This window comes from Rhodobacteraceae bacterium IMCC1335, assembly GCA_039640495.1.
In the GTDB taxonomy this organism is placed as follows: domain Bacteria; phylum Pseudomonadota; class Alphaproteobacteria; order Rhodobacterales; family Rhodobacteraceae; genus Thalassovivens.
The window spans coordinates 440,030-457,732 of the sequence record CP046864.1; the positions used below are offsets into that span (position 1 = coordinate 440,030).

The 17,703-nt window shown below is 47.3% G+C and carries 15 protein-coding genes and 2 pseudogenes; 7 read left to right on the forward strand and 10 right to left on the reverse strand.

Going from position 1 to position 17,703, the window contains the following annotated elements; genetic code table 11:
- Positions 1-4: 4 nt before the first annotated feature.
- The 3 genes from GN241_02120 to GN241_02130 all read right to left on the reverse strand — a co-directional run bounded on the left by GN241_02120 (position 5) and on the right by GN241_02130 (position 3,814).
- Entirely contained in the window at positions 5-1,666 is a 1,662-nt protein-coding gene (locus tag GN241_02120) for an ABC transporter permease subunit (protein ID XAT56258.1), read from the reverse strand.
- Positions 1,666-2,748, reverse strand: a complete 1,083-nt coding sequence (locus GN241_02125) for an ATP-binding cassette domain-containing protein (protein ID XAT56259.1) — start codon at positions 2,746-2,748, stop codon at positions 1,666-1,668. Before GN241_02125 ends, GN241_02120 begins: the two co-directional genes overlap by 1 nt.
- Positions 2,749-2,830: 82 nt before the next feature.
- On the reverse strand, positions 2,831-3,814 hold the full coding sequence (locus GN241_02130) for an extracellular solute-binding protein (protein ID XAT56260.1): 984 nt from the start codon (positions 3,812-3,814) through the stop codon (positions 2,831-2,833).
- A gap of 181 nt (positions 3,815-3,995) precedes the next feature.
- Here GN241_02130 and GN241_02135 point away from each other — a divergent pair, with 181 nt between their 5' ends.
- A complete protein-coding gene (locus GN241_02135) occupies positions 3,996-5,138 on the forward strand; it encodes an ROK family protein (protein XAT56261.1) in 1,143 nt (380 codons plus the stop codon).
- 505 nt (positions 5,139-5,643) lie between these two features.
- On the opposite strand, the gene GN241_02140 is transcribed toward GN241_02135, so the two are convergent.
- The 3 genes and pseudogenes from GN241_02140 to GN241_02150 form a co-directional block, all read right to left on the reverse strand.
- Positions 5,644-6,672 (reverse strand): IS110 family transposase, encoded by a 1,029-nt coding sequence (locus GN241_02140; GenBank protein ID XAT56262.1) that lies wholly within the window; start codon positions 6,670-6,672, stop codon positions 5,644-5,646.
- A 172-nt stretch (positions 6,673-6,844) separates the two neighbouring features.
- Positions 6,845-7,015, reverse strand: coding sequence for a hypothetical protein (locus GN241_02145; protein ID XAT59149.1), 171 nt, complete (start codon positions 7,013-7,015; stop codon positions 6,845-6,847).
- A 45-nt stretch (positions 7,016-7,060) separates the two neighbouring features.
- Positions 7,061-8,193 (reverse strand): annotated as a pseudogene (locus tag GN241_02150) (IS3 family transposase).
- Between the two features lie 89 nt (positions 8,194-8,282).
- Here GN241_02150 and GN241_02155 point away from each other — a divergent pair.
- The 3 genes and pseudogenes from GN241_02155 (at position 8,283) to GN241_02165 (ending at position 10,730) form a co-directional block, all read left to right on the forward strand.
- Positions 8,283-8,573 carry a peptide ABC transporter ATP-binding protein gene (locus GN241_02155; protein ID XAT59150.1) on the forward strand — a complete coding sequence of 97 codons (291 nt, stop codon included), beginning with the start codon at positions 8,283-8,285 and terminating at the stop codon, positions 8,571-8,573.
- A gap of 173 nt (positions 8,574-8,746) precedes the next feature.
- Positions 8,747-8,911: pseudogene (locus GN241_02160) on the forward strand (IS6 family transposase).
- A 622-nt stretch (positions 8,912-9,533) separates the two neighbouring features.
- Positions 9,534-10,730, forward strand: coding sequence for an integrase (locus GN241_02165; protein XAT56263.1), 1,197 nt, complete (start codon positions 9,534-9,536; stop codon positions 10,728-10,730).
- Positions 10,731-10,767: 37 nt separating this feature from the next.
- Here the strand turns inward: GN241_02165 and GN241_02170 are convergent, their stop codons facing one another.
- Positions 10,768-11,208, reverse strand: coding sequence for a hypothetical protein (locus GN241_02170; GenBank protein ID XAT56264.1), 441 nt, complete (start codon positions 11,206-11,208; stop codon positions 10,768-10,770).
- Positions 11,209-11,962: 754 nt separating this feature from the next.
- Between GN241_02170 and GN241_02175 the strand changes: the two genes are divergently transcribed.
- From GN241_02175 to GN241_02185, 3 genes are all read left to right on the forward strand, one after another.
- Entirely contained in the window at positions 11,963-12,133 is a 171-nt protein-coding gene (locus GN241_02175) for a hypothetical protein (protein ID XAT56265.1), read from the forward strand.
- A gap of 93 nt (positions 12,134-12,226) precedes the next feature.
- Entirely contained in the window at positions 12,227-12,418 is a 192-nt protein-coding gene (locus tag GN241_02180) for a hypothetical protein (protein ID XAT56266.1), read from the forward strand.
- A 433-nt stretch (positions 12,419-12,851) separates the two neighbouring features.
- Entirely contained in the window at positions 12,852-13,295 is a 444-nt protein-coding gene (locus GN241_02185; GenBank protein XAT56267.1) for a hypothetical protein, read from the forward strand.
- Between the two features lie 102 nt (positions 13,296-13,397).
- On the opposite strand, the gene GN241_02190 is transcribed toward GN241_02185, so the two are convergent.
- The 3 genes from GN241_02190 to GN241_02200 are packed head-to-tail and all read right to left on the reverse strand — an operon-like array spanning position 13,398 to position 17,517.
- Complete coding sequence (locus tag GN241_02190) at positions 13,398-14,318, reverse strand: EamA family transporter (protein ID XAT56268.1); 921 nt, start codon at positions 14,316-14,318, stop codon at positions 13,398-13,400.
- A gap of 8 nt (positions 14,319-14,326) precedes the next feature.
- Complete coding sequence (locus tag GN241_02195; GenBank protein XAT56269.1) at positions 14,327-16,783, reverse strand: PIG-L family deacetylase; 2,457 nt, start codon at positions 16,781-16,783, stop codon at positions 14,327-14,329.
- Positions 16,780-17,517 (reverse strand): GntR family transcriptional regulator, encoded by a 738-nt coding sequence (locus GN241_02200; protein XAT56270.1) that lies wholly within the window; start codon positions 17,515-17,517, stop codon positions 16,780-16,782. The genes GN241_02195 and GN241_02200 overlap by 4 nt, the downstream gene beginning before the upstream one ends.
- Between the last annotated feature and the right edge of the window lie 186 nt (positions 17,518-17,703).

Below are 17,703 nucleotides of genomic sequence, written 5' to 3' on the forward strand. Positions count from 1 at the left end.
TATCCTAAAGAAATGCGGAATTACGGTTTTCGGCAAAGCGGAAGACTGCATAGACACAGGCTCCTGTGCTCAAAAGCAAAATTGTGGACAATGCCGCAGCCAGTCCAAATTCGCCATCAAGAACCGCTACATAGACTTTAACGGGCATGGTGATTGTTCCAGCGTCGTAGAGGATCAAAGTCGATGAGAGTTCGTTGATAGCGGTTATGAAACTCATCAATGCGCCAACCACAATTCCAGGGAAAATAAGCGGTACGGTGATCTTTATAAATGCACCAAGAGGTGTTGCGCCAAGATTTACGGCAGCCTCCTCTAGTGAAGGTTTGATTTGCCGTAAACTGGATGTTGTCGAGCGGACACCGTAAGGAAGCCGTCTAATAAAATAGATCATAACTAGAAGAACTGCGGGGTCAAAGAAGTTTGGCATCCCATTTCTAAACACGGTCACAAAACCGATTGCCATGACAACACCTGGCACGAGGTAAGGCACCATCATTAGGAAGTCGATTGCCGCCGCCGCCTTTGTATCTCTTCGGACAATAACATAGCTTATTAGTCCCGAGGTAATTGTGATAAATGTCACCGCGATTATTGCGAAGAGAAAGCTGTTGTAGATAGCATCCGGCGCATCTCGCCAAATCCGATCATAGCTCTCAAAGCCAAATCCCCCAACAAAAACAGGGCCTTTCGTCTTCAGAAACGATGTATACACAACAACTGTTGATGGCAGCATAGCCAAAAACACAATGCCGTGGCTAAAAAAATGAACTGCTGCGTTCTTCCAACCCGATAACTTAACAGCGACCGGCAGATTTGTAAGAGAGCTGGCATAGCGACGATTAGCAAGAATTCTCCGTTGTGCAACGAGGGCAATCATTGAAATTGCCATCATCAAAATTGATACTGTGACGGCCATGGTAGGGGGCCCACCCAACTCTGAGCGATAGGCTGATAAGGCAATTGTGGACAGTGTCCGAAACCCACGACCGAGAATGGCGGGCGTTCCAAAGTCAGCAATTGAAAGCACAAAGCAAATGATGGCTCCGGTGCTGACCGCTGGAAAAACAAGTGGGAGCGTCACCTTTACAAAGCGTTGCCAAGGGCTGTACCCTAGATTTTCTGCAGCGTCTTCAAAAGATTTATTGACCGCATTCAAGGCAGTCTGTGTCATTAGAAAAATGAACGGAAAAAACTTTAATGAGAAGACAAGAATGATCCCGTGAGCACCGTAGATGGTGGGTATGTTAATGCCAATACCGTCAAAAAAGTTCGTGATGACCCCATTGGATCCCATCATCATAATCCAAGCATACGCACTGATGAACGGAGGGGATACTAGCACCAAAATAGCGAGAGTAGAGATGAGGGTCTTTCCTCTGATTAAGAATCGCGTTGTGAAAAAGGCGAGTGGAATTCCAATTAGGCAAGCTCCGAGTGTACCGGCTACTCCAACAAAAAGCGTGTTTTTTAAACCATTCAGATAATAGTTTCGGGTGAACACTTCGATGAAGTTGCCAAGCGTCAAGTTGCCGGTGTCCGGATCAACAAATCCCAATGTCAATACACGCAGGATTGGTAAAATAAGAAGAATGCAAAGTATGGCTATTATTGATATGGTAATCCATGTCCAGAAATCTGACTTATGGCGTGGGATCGAGAAGGCCATCAAACACGCTCCCCAAGCTCGTTGTCTTCAAAAAAAGATAGGTTTTTTCTCTCAACACAGAACCAAGCCCTACTTTCTATTGGCAGCGCAATAACCTGGGAGTCAGATCGACCAACAGCCTTAAGTGCTTCACCATTATCCGTGGTAGCAAATATCTCCATTTCGCGACCTAGAAAGCTGACTTCTTTGATTTGGACTGGAATTGAGATTTCTGTATTTAATAAAGAAGACGGGTCCTCATCGACCTTGACTGATATGTCTTCTGGACGCAGTGCACAAACTACAGGACCAGCAGGCAGGTGCTGTGATACTGAAGCACCACAGCATTTGAGAACAGTCTCGCCTTTTAAATTTCCTACTTGGAGGAAATTGTTTGCACCAACAAAAGATGCAACAAATCGATTTGAAGGACGCAAGTATACATCTAAAGGGGTAGCTGCTTGCTGTATGATACCACCCTCCATGACGCACACTATGTCTGACATCGCGAGGGCTTCTTCTTGGTCGTGCGTCACGTAAATTGTAGTAATACCAAGGTCACGCTGGATCCGGCGGAGTTCGGCACGCAGATCAACACGCAGTCTTGCGTCAAGATTGGAAAGAGGTTCGTCCATGAGCAAAACTTTTGGCCGCACTACAATTGCTCGTGCGAGCCCAACACGTTGTTGCTGACCGCCTGATAGTTCATGGGGCATTCGATCCACGAATTTACCAAGTTCAACAACCTCAAGGACTTCTTCTACTTGACGGGTGATTTCCTTCGCTGGGATGCGACGTTGTTTCAGTCCAAAAGCTACGTTTTCTCGTACACTTAAGTGGGGGAATACTGCATAGTCTTGGAAAACCATTGCAACATCTCTTCGATGCGCAGGCAGATGCTCGATGGAACTACCGTCGATAGTAATCCGACCGGCTGATTGTTGATGAAACCCTGCGATTGTTCGCAGCAGAGTCGTCTTACCACACCCTGATGGCCCAAGGAGCGTGAAAAACTTACCTGACGGAATTGAGATGTTTATATCTGAGAGGGCTACAACTTCACCGTATAGCTTCCTTAGCTCGGAAATTTCAACCAGCGCCATTATCATTTCCTAACAATTTGAAGTTTTTTTGGTGATGCTTGCCAATTATAGAGATGACAATCGGCAAGCACTACTTTCGCTGCTACTGTACGTCGAGTACCAGATCCTCCCAGGCTGAGACGAGAGCCTTGCGGTTCTCAGCTGCCCAAGCACCGTCGTAACCAACAGATGGAAGTTCACTTATCGCCTGAAGTGCAGGGTTTGATGCCACATCAGCGCGTACTGGCCGGCGGCCTTGTTCTGCCACAACAGTCTGCGCCTCTTTGGTCAACATGAAATCTAAAAAGGCTTTGCCGTTATCTGCGTTTGGTGCACCTGCAATCAAGGTCATAGCGTCAGGGACAATTGCTGTCCCTTCGGATGGGTAGACAATCTGGACTGGACCACCACCTTCAACATAGCGCAATGCTGCATCCTCAAGGGTCACACCAATAGCGAGCTCACCATCATTGACAAAACGTGGAACAGCACCGGAGCTGTCTGAAAGTACAAAGTTAGACAAAAGTCCTTTATAGACCTTCCAACCAGCCTCTTCCGTATCGTATGCCTGCAACACGGTTGCCAATTGAATATAGGAAGAACCCGAAGCATTCGCTTTTGCAGAAGAGACTACGTCATCATATTTAGGATCCGCCAATTCTGACCAGCTTTTGGGAATTGGCAGACCGTTGAGCTTATTTTCGTTTACTATAAACGCCATAACAACTGCTGTGAACGGGCTCCAAAGTTCGCTTGGCTTCATTCCCTCGGCAAGTGCATCGGTGCCAGCAGCTTCATAAGCTTCAAAAAGAGCCGGGTTAAAATCTATGACAGTGCCATCAACGCTCCAGAGAACGTCCGCCACAGGATTATCAGCTTCTGCAGTCAACCTGTTAAGAAGATCACCAGACCCAGCTTTGATAATTTCGACTGTCGTGCCCGTTTGTGCTTCAAACATCGGTACAAGCGAATCAATAAAGTTCTGTGGAACGGCTGTATAGACCGTCACAGTCCCATCTGCATTGGCAGTAGTTGACAACGCCGCCATGCAGGATGTCACCACAGTAGCCATCAATAATTTCTTCATCTTTTCCTCCATTTAAGGTGAATATAACACCTTTTTTCTGTTGTAAAAAATTTGCTAAACTACAATTATTATATTGCATTATACAAATAAATTCCAAACCCTCATGAGTTGTCAAGGAAAAACTAGACTACTAATTTTCAGATGGGACTGATAACTCATTAAGAATGGTAAAGCAGTTAATATGGCAAACAATTTAAATTTAGGATATAATTCTAGACGTATTATGGCGTCTATTCGCGCATCAGGCTCCCAATCGCGGGCTGATCTCGCTCGCAGTCTTGGCGTAAATCCAGCGACAGTGACGAGGTTGACTACCGCAATGGTGGGTGATGGACTCCTTACCGAGAAGGTTGACCCAAGACGCCAAGGACTTAAGGGCTATCCTGCAAAAATTCTCAAGATAGAACCTACAGGCTTGTACTCAGCTGGCGTCTACTTGGATCCTGATCGGATCCGGACGTGTGTTATCAATGCAGCAGGGGAAATAATGGCGAATGATGAACTTGCGCTGCCTGATCGGTCTTTTCAATCAGTCATGTCAGCAGCAGCAAAAAGCGTCAAAGAACAAATCAACGATCTTGGACTTGACCAAAACCGTGTTGCAGGTTGCGGAGTAAGCTATCCCGGCCAATACACAGAAGACTCTTTAAGAGTTCAACGTATCCCGCAATTTAAAGATTGGCCTAATGTCAGCATTGAACAAGATCTCCTCAAACCCTATTTCGGAATGCCGGTCAAACACGCGAACGACGCTAAAACGGCCTGCCTAGCGGAACTCTATCATGGTGTTTGCACTGATGTTGAAGACTTTTGCTACATCTGGCTCTCATATGGTATTGGTGGCGGCGCCGTCATTGGTGGAAACCTGTACCTGGGGCGCGTAAAGGGCGCAGGAGAATGGGGCGGCCTCTTTCCAAAATCCAACTCTCGCCCATCTGGTCAAGATTTGTTTGATACTCTGAAAGAGGCCTGTGTGCCGATTGGCAAGCTGAACGATATCGGACTGGAACATCTAAAAATGCCAATCGTTCATTCTTGGCGCGAGCGCGCCGCAAAGCAGATCCAATGGCTGTGCCTTGTTATTGCGAGAACATTTGATCCCAAAACCATAGTAATCGGTGGAACGCTTCATCCACAAATTCTGGATGGGCTTGTTGCACATATGGTACAGGTGAGTTTACTTGGTGACGACTATCAACACTCCATTCCAAATATAGTCCGTGCATCAAGGGATGACTTGCCAGAGCTTGGCGCTGCCGCGTTGCCCATACATGATGTCACCAATCCAACAGCATATGCAGGAAAAGCAAACAAGGGATGGTAAAAGTCCCAAGATACAGACTTTTCATACGGCCCTTTGTCGTGAGAACGCCGGTGCAATAATCCCCCACTGAAACGGCCAGATTGTCTGGTTGGCCGGGCTCTGTCAGAATAATCCAAGTTGTTCAGAATAGACTGTAAACTTAGCTATCTATCTATGCCTCGTTTCACAATCACTTCAACTCACAAAGGTCACTCTCAAAACGCAGTACTTTCAAGCTAAACCGTGACGCTGCTCTTCTGTGGTTGCCGCCCGTAATGCAAGAAGTTTTCTACCTTTCTAGCGCGTGATCGAGTGCGGTCTTCTGTAAGGCCTTGAGATGTGGGCTTTTCAAAAGCCGCAGGCCGGTATGGTGATCTGCGGATCGGGTCCAAATCTTACCGTCGTGCTTGTTGCACTGAGAGCAGCCCTGGTTTTCCCACTCCGGATCTGTTCGATCGTTTTGCCCATTCAGGTCGTCGTCTTCTCACACCCCCTTGGCACCGCCGCTAGCGTCTAGACATACATATCATGCCACAACTGCCAGCGCCGGATCCCTGTAATTCTCGTTCTTCGTCAGCATCGCCCAGATCTGTCGGGCCATCTTGTTGGCCAACGCTATGGCGACCAGCATTTTGGGCTTGCGTGCCAACATCCGCGACAGCCAGCTGCCTGCCGGAATCGTTCGTCGTCCAAGCCAGGTCAATCGCGACATTGCCCCAATGATCAGAAGGCGTCGGATATCTGCCTGGCCTGCCTTGGTCATCCGCCCTAAACGCTCCTTGCCGCCAGAGGAATGCTGCTTGGGGACGAGCCCCAGCCAAGCTGCAAAGTCACGACCGGTTTTGAACTGCGCCATGTCGGGGCCGAACGCTTCCACCGCGACGGCCGTGAGCGGTCCAACACCAGGCATGGTCTGAAGCCGGCGCGCCTTGTCTGACTGCGCGGCTAATGTTTTCAGTTTCGCGGTACGCTCGATGATACGTGCTGTTTTCTCTGCAATCTGCGCCAGTAGGTCCTTGCACTCCTCTCGAATGAGCATTGGCAGGCCAGAGATCTCGTCCTCAATAAGCGCTGTCATGCGATTGAGGTGACGTATCCCAGCAGGAAAAACATGGCCGTGCTCATACAAAAGTGCGCGCAGCGCGTTCACATCAGCGGTCCGCTGATGCACCAGGCGTTCCCGGCCGCGGAACACCGCTGCGCGAGATTGCTGCTCGATGGTCTTGGGTTCAACAAAACGCATCTCGGGCTGGCGTGCCGCGATCACGATCGCCTCGGCGTCGGCCGCATCATTTTTCTGGCGCTTCACAAACGGGCGTACATATTGCGGTGCGATCAGCCTCACCTCGTGGTCAAGCGCTTCCATTTCACGCGCCCAATAGTGAGCGCTCCCACAGGCTTCAAAGATGACCAAGCTTGGCTCTTGCAGCGCCATAAACGCACTGAATTGCTTTCGGCTCAGTTTCTTTCGGTAGAGCACTTCGCCTGTTTGCGAAGCTCCGTGAACCTGGAAAACATTCTTTGCCAGATCGACCCCAATCATCATATTCTGCATCTTGCCGTCCTCCTCTTCGTGTGGCGTTCAACACCACAATATTGGCACATTGCGATGCCGTCTGGGGAGGGCGGCAACCATCCCATCTCACCGAGTGGCGTTCCTTACTGATCTCATAGAAAAGGGTCGACAATCCAATACTGATGCTTGGGCTACTTTGTCTGACAGCACCTCAAAAAGGCTTGTCACCTTTGAGCGTAATCCGATTCCCGGAGCGAGTTTGCGGAAAGTAGTCCCACATTGCGATATGTTGCACGCAACGGTTGTCCCAGAAAGCGACCGAGTTTTTCTTCCATCTGAAACGCGCCTGAAACTGAGGTTGGTTGCAATGCTCAAAGAGCAGCTTAAGGACTGCGTCGCCTTCGCCTGTAGGTAGATGTCTAGCCCCCTAAATTCGTCCATTGATTTTTGGTTTCTCTAATAAGGTTTCTGGTACGGGTGGGCGCATGTTCAATGCATGATGAGGTCTGATCTGGTTGTATTGCCTGAGCCAAACATTGATAGCGACCTGGGCTTGCCGTGTGGTGTGAAACCATTCGGCGTTGAGCACTTCTTTTCGCAAGGTGCCGTTAAAGCGTTCGTTGTATCCATTTTCCCAAGGGCTGCCCGGATAGATTTGCATTGGTTTGATCCCAACCTTCTTCAGCCAGTCCTGCAGATGCGTGGCAATGAACTCGGGTCCGTTGTCAGAGCGAATAAACTCTGGCTTACCATGTTTGATCAGCAGCGGGTGCAGTGTCTCCAAAACGTCGTTCGCATTCATTTTGGGTCTCACTGCCACGCAGAGCGCTTCACGGGTATATTCATCTAGAACCGTGAGCATTTTATAGCTGCGCCCATTGCTAAGCTTATCGTGCACAAAGTCGATCGCCCAAATATGGTTGGGGTGTGTGGGCCGCAGCCTGATGATGGAGCTGTCTTTATGATAAAGCCGTTTGCGCTTGTTGTGCCGGCGCGGCAGCTGCAAACCTTCTTCAATCCATAAGCGCTCGATCCTCTTGTGGTTAACACGCCAGCCTTCCATGCGCAGCAGAGCTGTGACTTTCCTATAACCATACCACCCATATTGCTTGGCCAGCCGGATCATCGCCAAGCGAAGTTCGTTGTCATCTGTGGGTTGGGCTTGATAGCGCAGACTTGAGCGGGCTACATCCAGAACAGCGCAAGCACGCCGCTCAGAAATATCCAGCTTTTGACGCGTATGAATGACAGCCTGACGAAGCTGAGCCCGCGTCAGGCCCGCGGCTTTAGATGATCAAGGCTCTCCTTGAGGATCAATTTGTCTAACTGCAAGTCAGCGACGATTTTCTTCAAGCGCTCGTTTTCTTTCTTGAGCGATTTCATCTCAGAAACCTGTGAACGAGAAAGACCTCCAAACTTCTTACGCCAGTAATAATAACTCTTATCTGAAATCCCAGCTTTGCGACACGCACTCACAACGTCCAAACCATCATGTAAATGAACATCAATCTCGCGTAACAACTTCAATACATCTTCATCAGAATATCGCTTCCGAGCCATGTTTCCTTACTCCCTTTGCCAAAATATACTGGCACAGTTCTAGGGGGCTAAGACACGTGGTCGAACATGTCTCCGATCGGATTGCAGTAATGTATCTTGGGCAGATTGTAGAAATTGCGCGAGCCTCTGATCTTTTGGAAAACCCCCTACACCCCTATACACAGGCTTTGCTAAGCGAAGTTCCCACACTGGACCAAACCTTGTCCGAGGAACATGCACTAGAAGGAGAATTGCCTTCGCCCTTGTCGCCCCCGTCAGGCTGTAGGTTCCATCCTAGATGCCCCATCGCTATGGAAGAATGCCGGTCACTGGCACCGCGACTGGAGTCCCAGGGATCAGGTCATCGGGTCAGCTGCCTCGCTATCTGGAAGGAAATTTGAGCGATAGTTTTGCCGAATGTCTCCAACGGCAATCCCTTTGACGATCCAGCGGGACAATCAAATTTGACTCAGATCTGAATTCGGCCACGGAAAAGCCCGCTCTACACAGATCGCGGGGCACTGTCAGAGTAAACTTGCTTGAAGCGGGCAGGGCTAATTTGTAACCATGCCGAATGACAAAACGTTCCCCATTTCGCTACTTTAAAACCAGCCCTGAAGTCATCCGACTTGCAGTAATGATGTACGTTCGATTTCCGCTTTCTCTTCGTAATGTGGAGGACCTTCTTCATGAACGGTGCGTTGGCGTAAGTCATGTAACGGTTCGGTTTTGGTGGAGTTACCAAAAATAAAGGCTTCCCGTGGGAGAAAGGAAAGCCTTAGGTCGATTGCTGCTCGTTTCGACGGTGTTTTTGCCCGCCTTGTGCTATGAAAGCGATACTTTCCGAATGTTGGCAATAAATTTAATTCTGCGTTCGGTAATAAGCAATTATTTGCCTTTCGAAAAAAAATCTTAAACTCGTAATCTACTGCACATCTTGCCTTCATTTTTGCATAATTTGATCATCAGTTCCGCATTTAGGCACGATCAGATAAAACCACTTGAAGCGGGCAGGGCGGCTTTATAGGTAGTTATCGCAACATGATTTGCTGGACGCCATACAGATTTTGAGGCAGATTGTGCGTGTTGAACAGGGAGATTCTGCACTCCGTGTGGTAGAGTTTAGCGCATTTATTAGCACATCATGATAATGATGTTGTAAGCATATGTTTTTATGTGTTTAAATTATGACGCATTACATCATAATCCGCGTGTCGGGGGTTCAAGTCCCTCCTCCGCTACCAAAAATCCCATTAAAAACAATATAATAATAGAAATGCAATGGTAATTCATAAAGTTACACAGAGTTACACAGTATTTATGTTAAGATCATATGAGAAAACAGATTCGTGTGGGTCTCAATGTCGAAGAACAAAGTTACACATCTGAAGAAATTACAGTCCGGTTTAGCGATCTATAAAACTGGTAATTCACAGTACTGGTTTGCACGGATTTTAATTCCCAAAACAAAGAAATATGTGCGGAAATCTACCAAAGAAAAATCGAGAATTACTGCGGAAGAAGTTGCATATGAAATCCTTTTAGATTTCAAAACTAATCAAGGTAAATACACCCGCCATAATTCGCTCACATCATTTAAAAATTATGCCGCCAAATTATCTGAGCACCAGAAATCAATGGTAGGGCAGGAGCGTAGTGAACGTTTCTTGATAGATGATCTTAAACTTATTGAGCGACCCGTTGATGGTTTAAATGCATTCTTTGGCAGCAAAGAAGTAACCGAAATAACAACGCCCCTAATGCGAGATTATTTTAGTCTTCTGGATCAAAATAGAGAGAAACCGCTTGCTGCAACCACTAAGAACAAACACGGTGTGGTCATTAGAAAAGTATTAAAGTTTGCAGCAGAAGCAGGCGTCATCCTGAGCATCCCTTTAATTCCGAAGTTCTCCATCAAAGACAATCCAAGGGTCACATTCACAGAGGCAGAATATAAAAAATTTGTGCGGGGCATTAAAAGTGCAGCGGAAAGAGGCGATGTCATTAGGGGTAATCGCTTGATGCTTGAATTTTATTATTTCTCTCTTTTGATTGTTCATTCTTATCTTCGTCCAATTAAGACAGAAGCATTTGGTCTGAAACACCACGACATTGAGATCAAAGACAACCCACCACATATTCAACTTGATGTCGATGGAAAGACCGGCAAGCGATTGAGTGCGTCCACAGAATATGGTGTGGAGTTTTACCAGAAATTAAAAGCATGCAATCCCGACTACAATTCTCCAGAGGATTACATCTTTTTGCCAAAGATGAAGAATAGAGAGACTGCGACCAGAATTGGACAGAGGTTTTTCAATCATGTGGTTGAGAAGGAAAATCTCAAGTTTGATAAGGATGGAAACCCACGCTCATTCTACTCACTGAGGCATTATGCACTCCAGACACGCTTGAGAAAGAGTGGGGGTGCAATCAACATCTATGAGTTTGCAAAGAACGCAGGAACCTCCGTAAATCAACTCGAAAGGTTCTATCTAAAGTTCATGGAGAGAAGTCCTGCACAGATTAAAAACCTGCAAACATTCGCGTCTGAGTAACTTTTAATTGTGACACTGTCGGAATTAGGGAGGTTACCTAGTCTGCCGCTCTCATGCCCCACCTTTGAAATGGTTTGAGTGTATCGCTGCAAATTTCCATTGAGAGGTTTCTGATGAGATAAACAGGAGACCCGCCCCCACCTTTCCTAGACTCTCTCTGAGCGACGGTAAGACATAGATTCTCATCATCCATAAGATGAATTCTACCTTCCTTATCCCAATCAAACCTCTGGAGTTGTCGATCCCGACATTTGGTCAGTTGTAAAGATGCCGATGCAGTAACTGATGCCGCTTCCATACAGACATTAAATGCGGGTAAGTGAAATTGGTTCTCCATCAACTTACTAGTGTCAAACCCTTGATCGACAGCAACCTCTCCTTGGTATGAGTAACAAGTATGCGCTTGCAGTCCTCGATTTACTTTCGCTTTCGATTTGTGCCCTCTGATATCGATGCAAAACCCTCTATCATCATCCATCTGATTGAGAGAATAAATTTCTACTATTCCTCCCAACACAATATTAGGAATTAGAAAAAGTAATTAGAAAGAAAAAAGTAATTTCCTCATTTTTAAACCCAACTCTTAAAAACAGATACTAGGAGAGTGAGACTGATAGAATAAGAACAAAAGTATTCTTGGGATACCCCCTCCTAAAACTGGTGAAGGTTTAAATCTGTGGGTCCCATATTTCGCTTTGTAAGATTGCTAGAGCACCTCCTGAAGAGCAGAAAACCGAATTTTAATCACCTGAGTAAATCTTTGTTGCATTATTGTAACATATTGTAAATTATGTCTAATTTCAGAAAATTTAACGAATAATTTTTTATATATAGTAATGTACGTCCTCGTTGGACTTGGGTGGTGACCAAAACCAATTTTGAAATTCTCAGTCATTAATTGAAGTTCCATCGCAGGTGGGTGACTGAAATCTACTTTATTATGAAATGCACCAAAGACAGAAATCGGTGCCTAAGAATTATTTGTCAGGATTCAGGTGAAAAATACCTGTGGTGGGAGAGATGCTATCTGACATGCACTCTCTTGCTCCCGTAGTTACGCGTTAGATGCGGTAAAGGAAATCGGATTACCCTCCTCCCTACTTCGGTAGGTTCGTAAGTCAGATGTGTTGAAGAGATGCCATATGCAAACCTCTAAGACATGCTAATCCCGCAACGGGGTTAGTGTGTCTTCAAAACACCTCTGCAATCAATTTCAAATTAAGGATTTTCAAATGAATATTTCTACAATCAAAAACCTAACATCAAAAATCTCTAGTGAGTTCTCTAGAATGAAATCATCAAAGTCTCTTGAGGATAAAGTTATGAACTTAGGAAACATGATTTCTTTGATGTCAAAACAGAATGAAGAACTTGCTGAACAGATAAGTAAGTCAACTAAGTAAACCCACTCCAGAGATCCCTAGACTGATCTAATCCTGAACCAATTGCGTATTCTTTATATGTTCATTGCAACAATGTTCAGGAAGGACATTCAAATGACTCAACCGTTCCTGCAACCGTTTTATGTTTCGTATGTGAATGGAGACAATCAAGAAATTGATGAAGAACTGGTGTTTGCAAAGTCAGAACCTGATGCAATGCGACAGATCCTGACAACCTTTGAAGACACTAAATTTGTCTATGAAACAAAATCTGCAGCAGAGTTTTTAAACATCAGTCACGCGTGATTGATGAGGTACAGGGTTCTTCTTGAGTATTCTTGAATTGTTCGATTTTTGTTAGTTACTGATTCAGTTATGCAGGAACCTGCTGCAGAAACTGCAGTTTGAACTGTTCACTCAATCTGTAGTCAAAAGACTGTGTTTAGAAACTCATCTTAAAAGCATTTCCCTGAGGTATGTATCTTTTGGCACCAGTGAATTCATTTGCTCCTAAATAGCAAGAAAAGGAGTTTCAAAATGAAGAATTCAACCCACTACATCAAAACATCATTCCGTCATGATGATTACCTCAAAGACATTCTGGACAGAGCGGGGAAACTCACGAACCTCTCTCAGAGTGAACTCATTCGGAATGCATGCCTTGGACAATATGTTCCGATGTTGCAAACTGCATCAATTCCAAACTCTAAGTAATTAATCAGGTAAAAAGGCACCTCACATGAAAAAGAAAATCTTATACTTTGATATGGATGGTGTCCTTGTTGATTATCCTTCTGGGATCGCTCAACTCTCTCAAGAAACGCAAAAAGAATACGAGAGAAGATTGTATGCAGTGCCTGGAGTTTTCTCACTCATGAAACCGCTAGAGGGTGCTCTGGACGCATTTGAAACACTTTCGAAGGTTTATGACAGTTACATCCTTTCAACGCCACCATGGGATAATACGAGTGCATGGAGCGACAAGCATCAATGGGTCAAAAAACATCTAGGTGTGTCTGCAAGAAAGAGACTGATACTTTCCCAACACAAGCATCTCAATCTAGGTGACTATTTGATTGATGATAGAACGGTGAATGGGGCAGCAGAGTTTCAGGGTGAGCATATTCACTTTGGAACCAAGAGGTTTCCTGATTGGAAAAGTGTTTTGGAGTATTTACTTTGATTACAAGTTCATTTCCTCTGAAACATTGACTTAAGACGTTGTGATACTTTCTTCTAATTATCTGTAATTAAACCATGGGAAAAACATGCTCAGGTACAGAAGTTACTCAGTGGATTTTCTGAGAAAACCCAAAGTGATATTGGAAGATCCTGAAATCAAAGCCATTGATGTGGAGCGCCGTTTTTCCAACACGGCCATGCCGATCAGGCTTGCAAGAATACATAATGCGCAGATGACCGTGTTTTTGCTTGGCAATTCATCGAAAAAGAAATAGCCGATGGCGGTGACGGGAATGATGTGAAAGTAAAACATCGGGGCCAGAAATGATGCTTCGGAATTACGAAATGCGCGGATGAAAAATAGCTGGGCGCTGGTTGCTAATAGCCCGGTCATAATCATCAATATCCAGGCTTCGACGCTTGGGGGTTTCCAAAAATACAGCGCAAATGGGCATGATGTGATGGCGACGCCGATTGAATAACAGCCCATCAGCGGCAAGTCGCGCATCGTTTTTGATAAATGTTTTTGCAAGATAGTCGCGGCGCTACCGCAAAACATTCCCGCAACCGCCAGCAATGCCACCAGTTGCAGAAAGCTGCTTTCGGGACTGAATATTAGCCAAATGGCGGCGAAACCTGCCGCAATCACCCCCCAGCGATACCAGCTTTGCTGTTCGCCAAGGAAACACCATGCAATTACAGATACCACTGCCGGGCGCAGGTATCCGATGGTACTGACCTGTGCCAATTGGATTTGTGAAATCGTGAAAAAGTTGATCGTAATTGCCAAGGTGGTGAATCCCACGCGCAGCGCATTCAGCCCTAAATCTTGGTTCATTTCGGATAGCCGTTTTTGCGTGATAAATAGGGGCAGCAGAATGATGCTGCTGGCAAGGCAACGGATAAACACGATCTGAATTGCTGGAAAATCACCCACGATAATTTTGACAATCAGGATGTGGAGGAGCATGAATACCTCGTTAAAAACGAGATACCGCACTCCGCCAAGATTATTGTTTTTCATTTGCACGCTTAATGTCGGGCGACTTGTAACAGATTGGTGAAAATGCGAAACGCTCCGGGTACAAGCTGGTCCATCTGATAAAACAGGTTCAAGGCACAGTGGACGTGCGAACCATCGCCTACGGGTGCATGGGCAAGGCTGCCATATAGCGGGTCTTCACCAGCGTCGGACATCGCCAAAATTGGGGTGTATTCATCCCCCCATTCGGATGCGAAATAGAGGCCGCGTTCCTTTTCCCAACCGTCGAAATCTGCCAAAGTGATCTGGTTAGGCCCGGCCATTAACTCATGGTCCGGCACCAGAATTTTTACTGGCGCGTCGGCGTCCGTCACCCGCCATCTGATAGAAGGGCTGCCCGGCATCAGATCATAAGGCGCACTTTGCCCCGAAATCCAGTTATCCTGCGGACGGTGATACTGGCTGACATAACGCCCGCCTGCCTGCATCCATCCTTTAAGGCGGTCCATAGCCTGATTAATGGGGCGTGTACCGCCAGCAAAAACACCACTAACAATGACGTCAAATCCATCTAGATTACCTGATAAAAGGGCGTCATCATCCAGCTGAGTCACGCTTGCACCCAACTGTTCGGTCCAGAACCACGCGCGGTCAACGCCGCCATCAATCCAGCCAACCCGAATGCCGTGAAGAGAGGCAGTATCGACGGCAACAATGTCGGTCTTGCAGGGCTGAAAAAGAGTTTGTGTGCGGATATGCGGATAGGCAAGGGTCTGGGATGATAGCAAAGGCACACCGCCAGCCTGCGCAGCCAGACTGTAGCGGCCTTGGCGCAGATTATCAGCCAGTGCCACATCAAAGGTGAAAGAGGCGCCTTTTTGCAAAGTGTTGGCAGTATTCACTATTAAAGCATCGGCAAAATTTGGTGCTGCGTTCAGGGTAATTTCGTCTGTGGTAAGAGAAACCCCCGCGGCGGCATCTTGCATAACCGCCAGTTGCAGCGACAGGTTTTCAGGCTTGTTCAGAATGACCAATTGCTTGGCCGGATTAATCGCAGCGGTCAGGGGCGGCGTACTGCCAAGCGGTTGATCTGGCATTAATGTACGCTGGAACTTTGTTCCGCGCACGGTGAATTCCACTTGCGCGTGCAGCGTTGATGGCCGCACCGAAACGCCGTGCCAACCCGTCATCACAGGTGTCGGTGTGTCGCCAGTAAAGCTGAATTCAGAGGAAAGGCTCCGGCGTTTGCCATCCTCCGTATCAGCAACAAAACCAGACGCATCAATGGCTCCTAGCGGATCCTGCCAACTGGCATTATTTATTTTCAGACCGGCCTTTTCGGCCTGATGCCAACTGATACGCGCAGTTGCGGCGGCGCCAATTACCGGTATTTCAGGGGTCACACCAAAGGATATCTGCATCTGGCAGGCTTCGCTCATGGCCATCGCGCTTTGTGTCTTTTTCAACTGGATGCGGTGGCGATGAGGTTGGGTAACTTCGCCCTCCATCACATCAAGACAGGTCTGCAATTCACACAAAGCCGGGATGACGCTGGCGATATCTGGAAACGCCGCCAGTGCCTCTGCTGCCAATTCGGATGCCTTTAGGGCCGCCTTTTTGCCAGGCTCTCCGCTACAAAATTCAGCCATCTCTGCCAGCGTTGTTGGTAGATTTTCAGTCAACTTATCCGCAAACGGGGTGTTTGATGCGGTCTTTAGCTGGTGCAATTGCACTGGCCAGTTTTCTTCGTCCAGCAGGCGTCCCATGCCTTGGGTGGCGTGACTGGCCCGTGACCATTCGCCGATTTGTGCGTATGTGCCGCCGTAAACTGCATCAAATTCGCCGGTATCAACTTGGTGCGTTGCGTTGGGTGGGGGGACTTCATCATCATAGGATCCGCCGCCGCCGCCCCATGCTGGAAGATACAGCGCATTGGTCTGCCAGCTTCCCAAATTCAGGTCAGGGTAAACGCTGTCGTCGGCGGCTAAATCGAACGCAGAAAGGGTCACTTGGGTCACGGCTCGGTGATGTCCGTGCTGGCCTGGAACGTCCAGAAATGTCGGGAGCAGAATATCCGGCTTGAACATTCTGACAATCTTGATCATTTGGCGCAGCGAATGTGCCTCGCCCCAATAACCGAAAGTCTGCTTGTCGGATTTTGAAAAGCCAAAATCCCTGATTGGGTCATCGTCAGTTTCGGCTAACCATGCAAGATCAGCGCGGATCAACGCCATCGCTGCGATCAGCTCTTCAGTGCGAAGATAGCCCAGCGCATCGCCGCGTTCCGGGCCCAAAGCATTCTGCCCGCCTTGGCCGCGCACCGCATTCACATAGACAATATGAGCGCCTTGCCCCAGTGAAAGCGCAGCCAGCAACCGCGTGGTTTCGTCATCGGGGTGGGCACCGGTCTGCATAAAGCACAATGTAGATTGCAGAGATTTCAGCCAGCTATATAGCTCACGGATCGGGTTGCGCGTTTCTTGATTAATGATATAGGACTTTTTCACGCGTCACTCACTTTTCTGGTTCGCTTGAGGGTGAATTGATAATTGGTGCGGTCAGCGGAAAAAATATTGATGGAAACCTCGATCGCTTTTTTGGCTGAATTGCGATAGCGCCGGATCATCTCCAGCCCCAGCGCGCCCTTGGGCAATCCCATTTCCTCGGCAATCTCGTCTGGAATAATAAGCGGGATAAGTTCTTGATGAATGTCGGAGATCGTAACGCCGTGCCGCTCTTCGATCAGGTCACAGATAAACCCGTCATAGGTGCCAATCTCATCGGCGATGTCACGATATTTGCTGTCCACATAGACATTGCCCCAGACAACAATCTTGCCGGTGTCCTTGTCGCAACGGTGCTGCTGGATGTGCATCCATTCCTTGCCAGGCTGGTTGTCCAGTTTGGCGGCCAGTGGCGCATTGGCGCTCATCATGCTTATCCTGCGAACGACCCTTTCGGCGCCGCGCCCATACAGCAAATCATCTGCCGGACGGGTGGTGTATTGAAGATTTGGGGTGGGTTTTAACGATAATAACCTCGTGCCATCACCGCGCCGCCGGTCAATAAGGCCGATTCTCTCGAGCTGCTCCAACGCCCGGCGCACCGTTGGACGGCTAACCCTATAAGACTTTGCAAGGGTGTCCTCGGACGGCAGATAATCCCCGACCGCGAACTCCCCGTCGGAGATCCGCTGATTTAAAGCGCCATATAAAACGGCGTATCTGGGTTCTGTAGTCATCGTTAAATCAATTCAAAAAGCAGCCGGTCAGACTGGTGAAGGGGGATAGAAGGCCATGTTTAGGCAGGTTATTATACATTTTTTAGTTCCGTGATCATACATTTCATTTGACAAGCTTTGACGCTATCACATAGGTGTCTAATATTACCAGTTGTAATTACCTTTAAATGACAGAAAACGCAACGG

Excerpts from the sequence above, each read along its gene's own strand:
- GN241_02120 (XAT56258.1), bottom strand. The coding sequence starts at position 1,666 with ATGGCCTTCTCGATCCCACGCCATAAGTCAGATTTCTGGACATGGATT.
- GN241_02125 (XAT56259.1), bottom strand. The coding sequence starts at position 2,748 with ATGGCGCTGGTTGAAATTTCCGAGCTAAGGAAGCTATACGGTGAAGTT.
- GN241_02130 (XAT56260.1), bottom strand. The coding sequence starts at position 3,814 with ATGAAGAAATTATTGATGGCTACTGTGGTGACATCCTGCATGGCGGCG.
- GN241_02135 (XAT56261.1), top strand. The coding sequence starts at position 3,996 with ATGGCAAACAATTTAAATTTAGGATATAATTCTAGACGTATTATGGCG.
- GN241_02140 (XAT56262.1), bottom strand. The coding sequence starts at position 6,672 with ATGCAGAATATGATGATTGGGGTCGATCTGGCAAAGAATGTTTTCCAG.
- GN241_02155 (XAT59150.1), top strand. The coding sequence starts at position 8,283 with ATGTATCTTGGGCAGATTGTAGAAATTGCGCGAGCCTCTGATCTTTTG.
- GN241_02165 (XAT56263.1), top strand. The coding sequence starts at position 9,534 with ATGTCGAAGAACAAAGTTACACATCTGAAGAAATTACAGTCCGGTTTA.
- GN241_02170 (XAT56264.1), bottom strand. The coding sequence starts at position 11,208 with ATGGATGATGATAGAGGGTTTTGCATCGATATCAGAGGGCACAAATCG.
- GN241_02175 (XAT56265.1), top strand. The coding sequence starts at position 11,963 with ATGAATATTTCTACAATCAAAAACCTAACATCAAAAATCTCTAGTGAG.
- GN241_02180 (XAT56266.1), top strand. The coding sequence starts at position 12,227 with ATGACTCAACCGTTCCTGCAACCGTTTTATGTTTCGTATGTGAATGGA.
- GN241_02185 (XAT56267.1), top strand. The coding sequence starts at position 12,852 with ATGAAAAAGAAAATCTTATACTTTGATATGGATGGTGTCCTTGTTGAT.
- GN241_02190 (XAT56268.1), bottom strand. The coding sequence starts at position 14,318 with ATGAAAAACAATAATCTTGGCGGAGTGCGGTATCTCGTTTTTAACGAG.
- GN241_02200 (XAT56270.1), bottom strand. The coding sequence starts at position 17,517 with ATGACTACAGAACCCAGATACGCCGTTTTATATGGCGCTTTAAATCAG.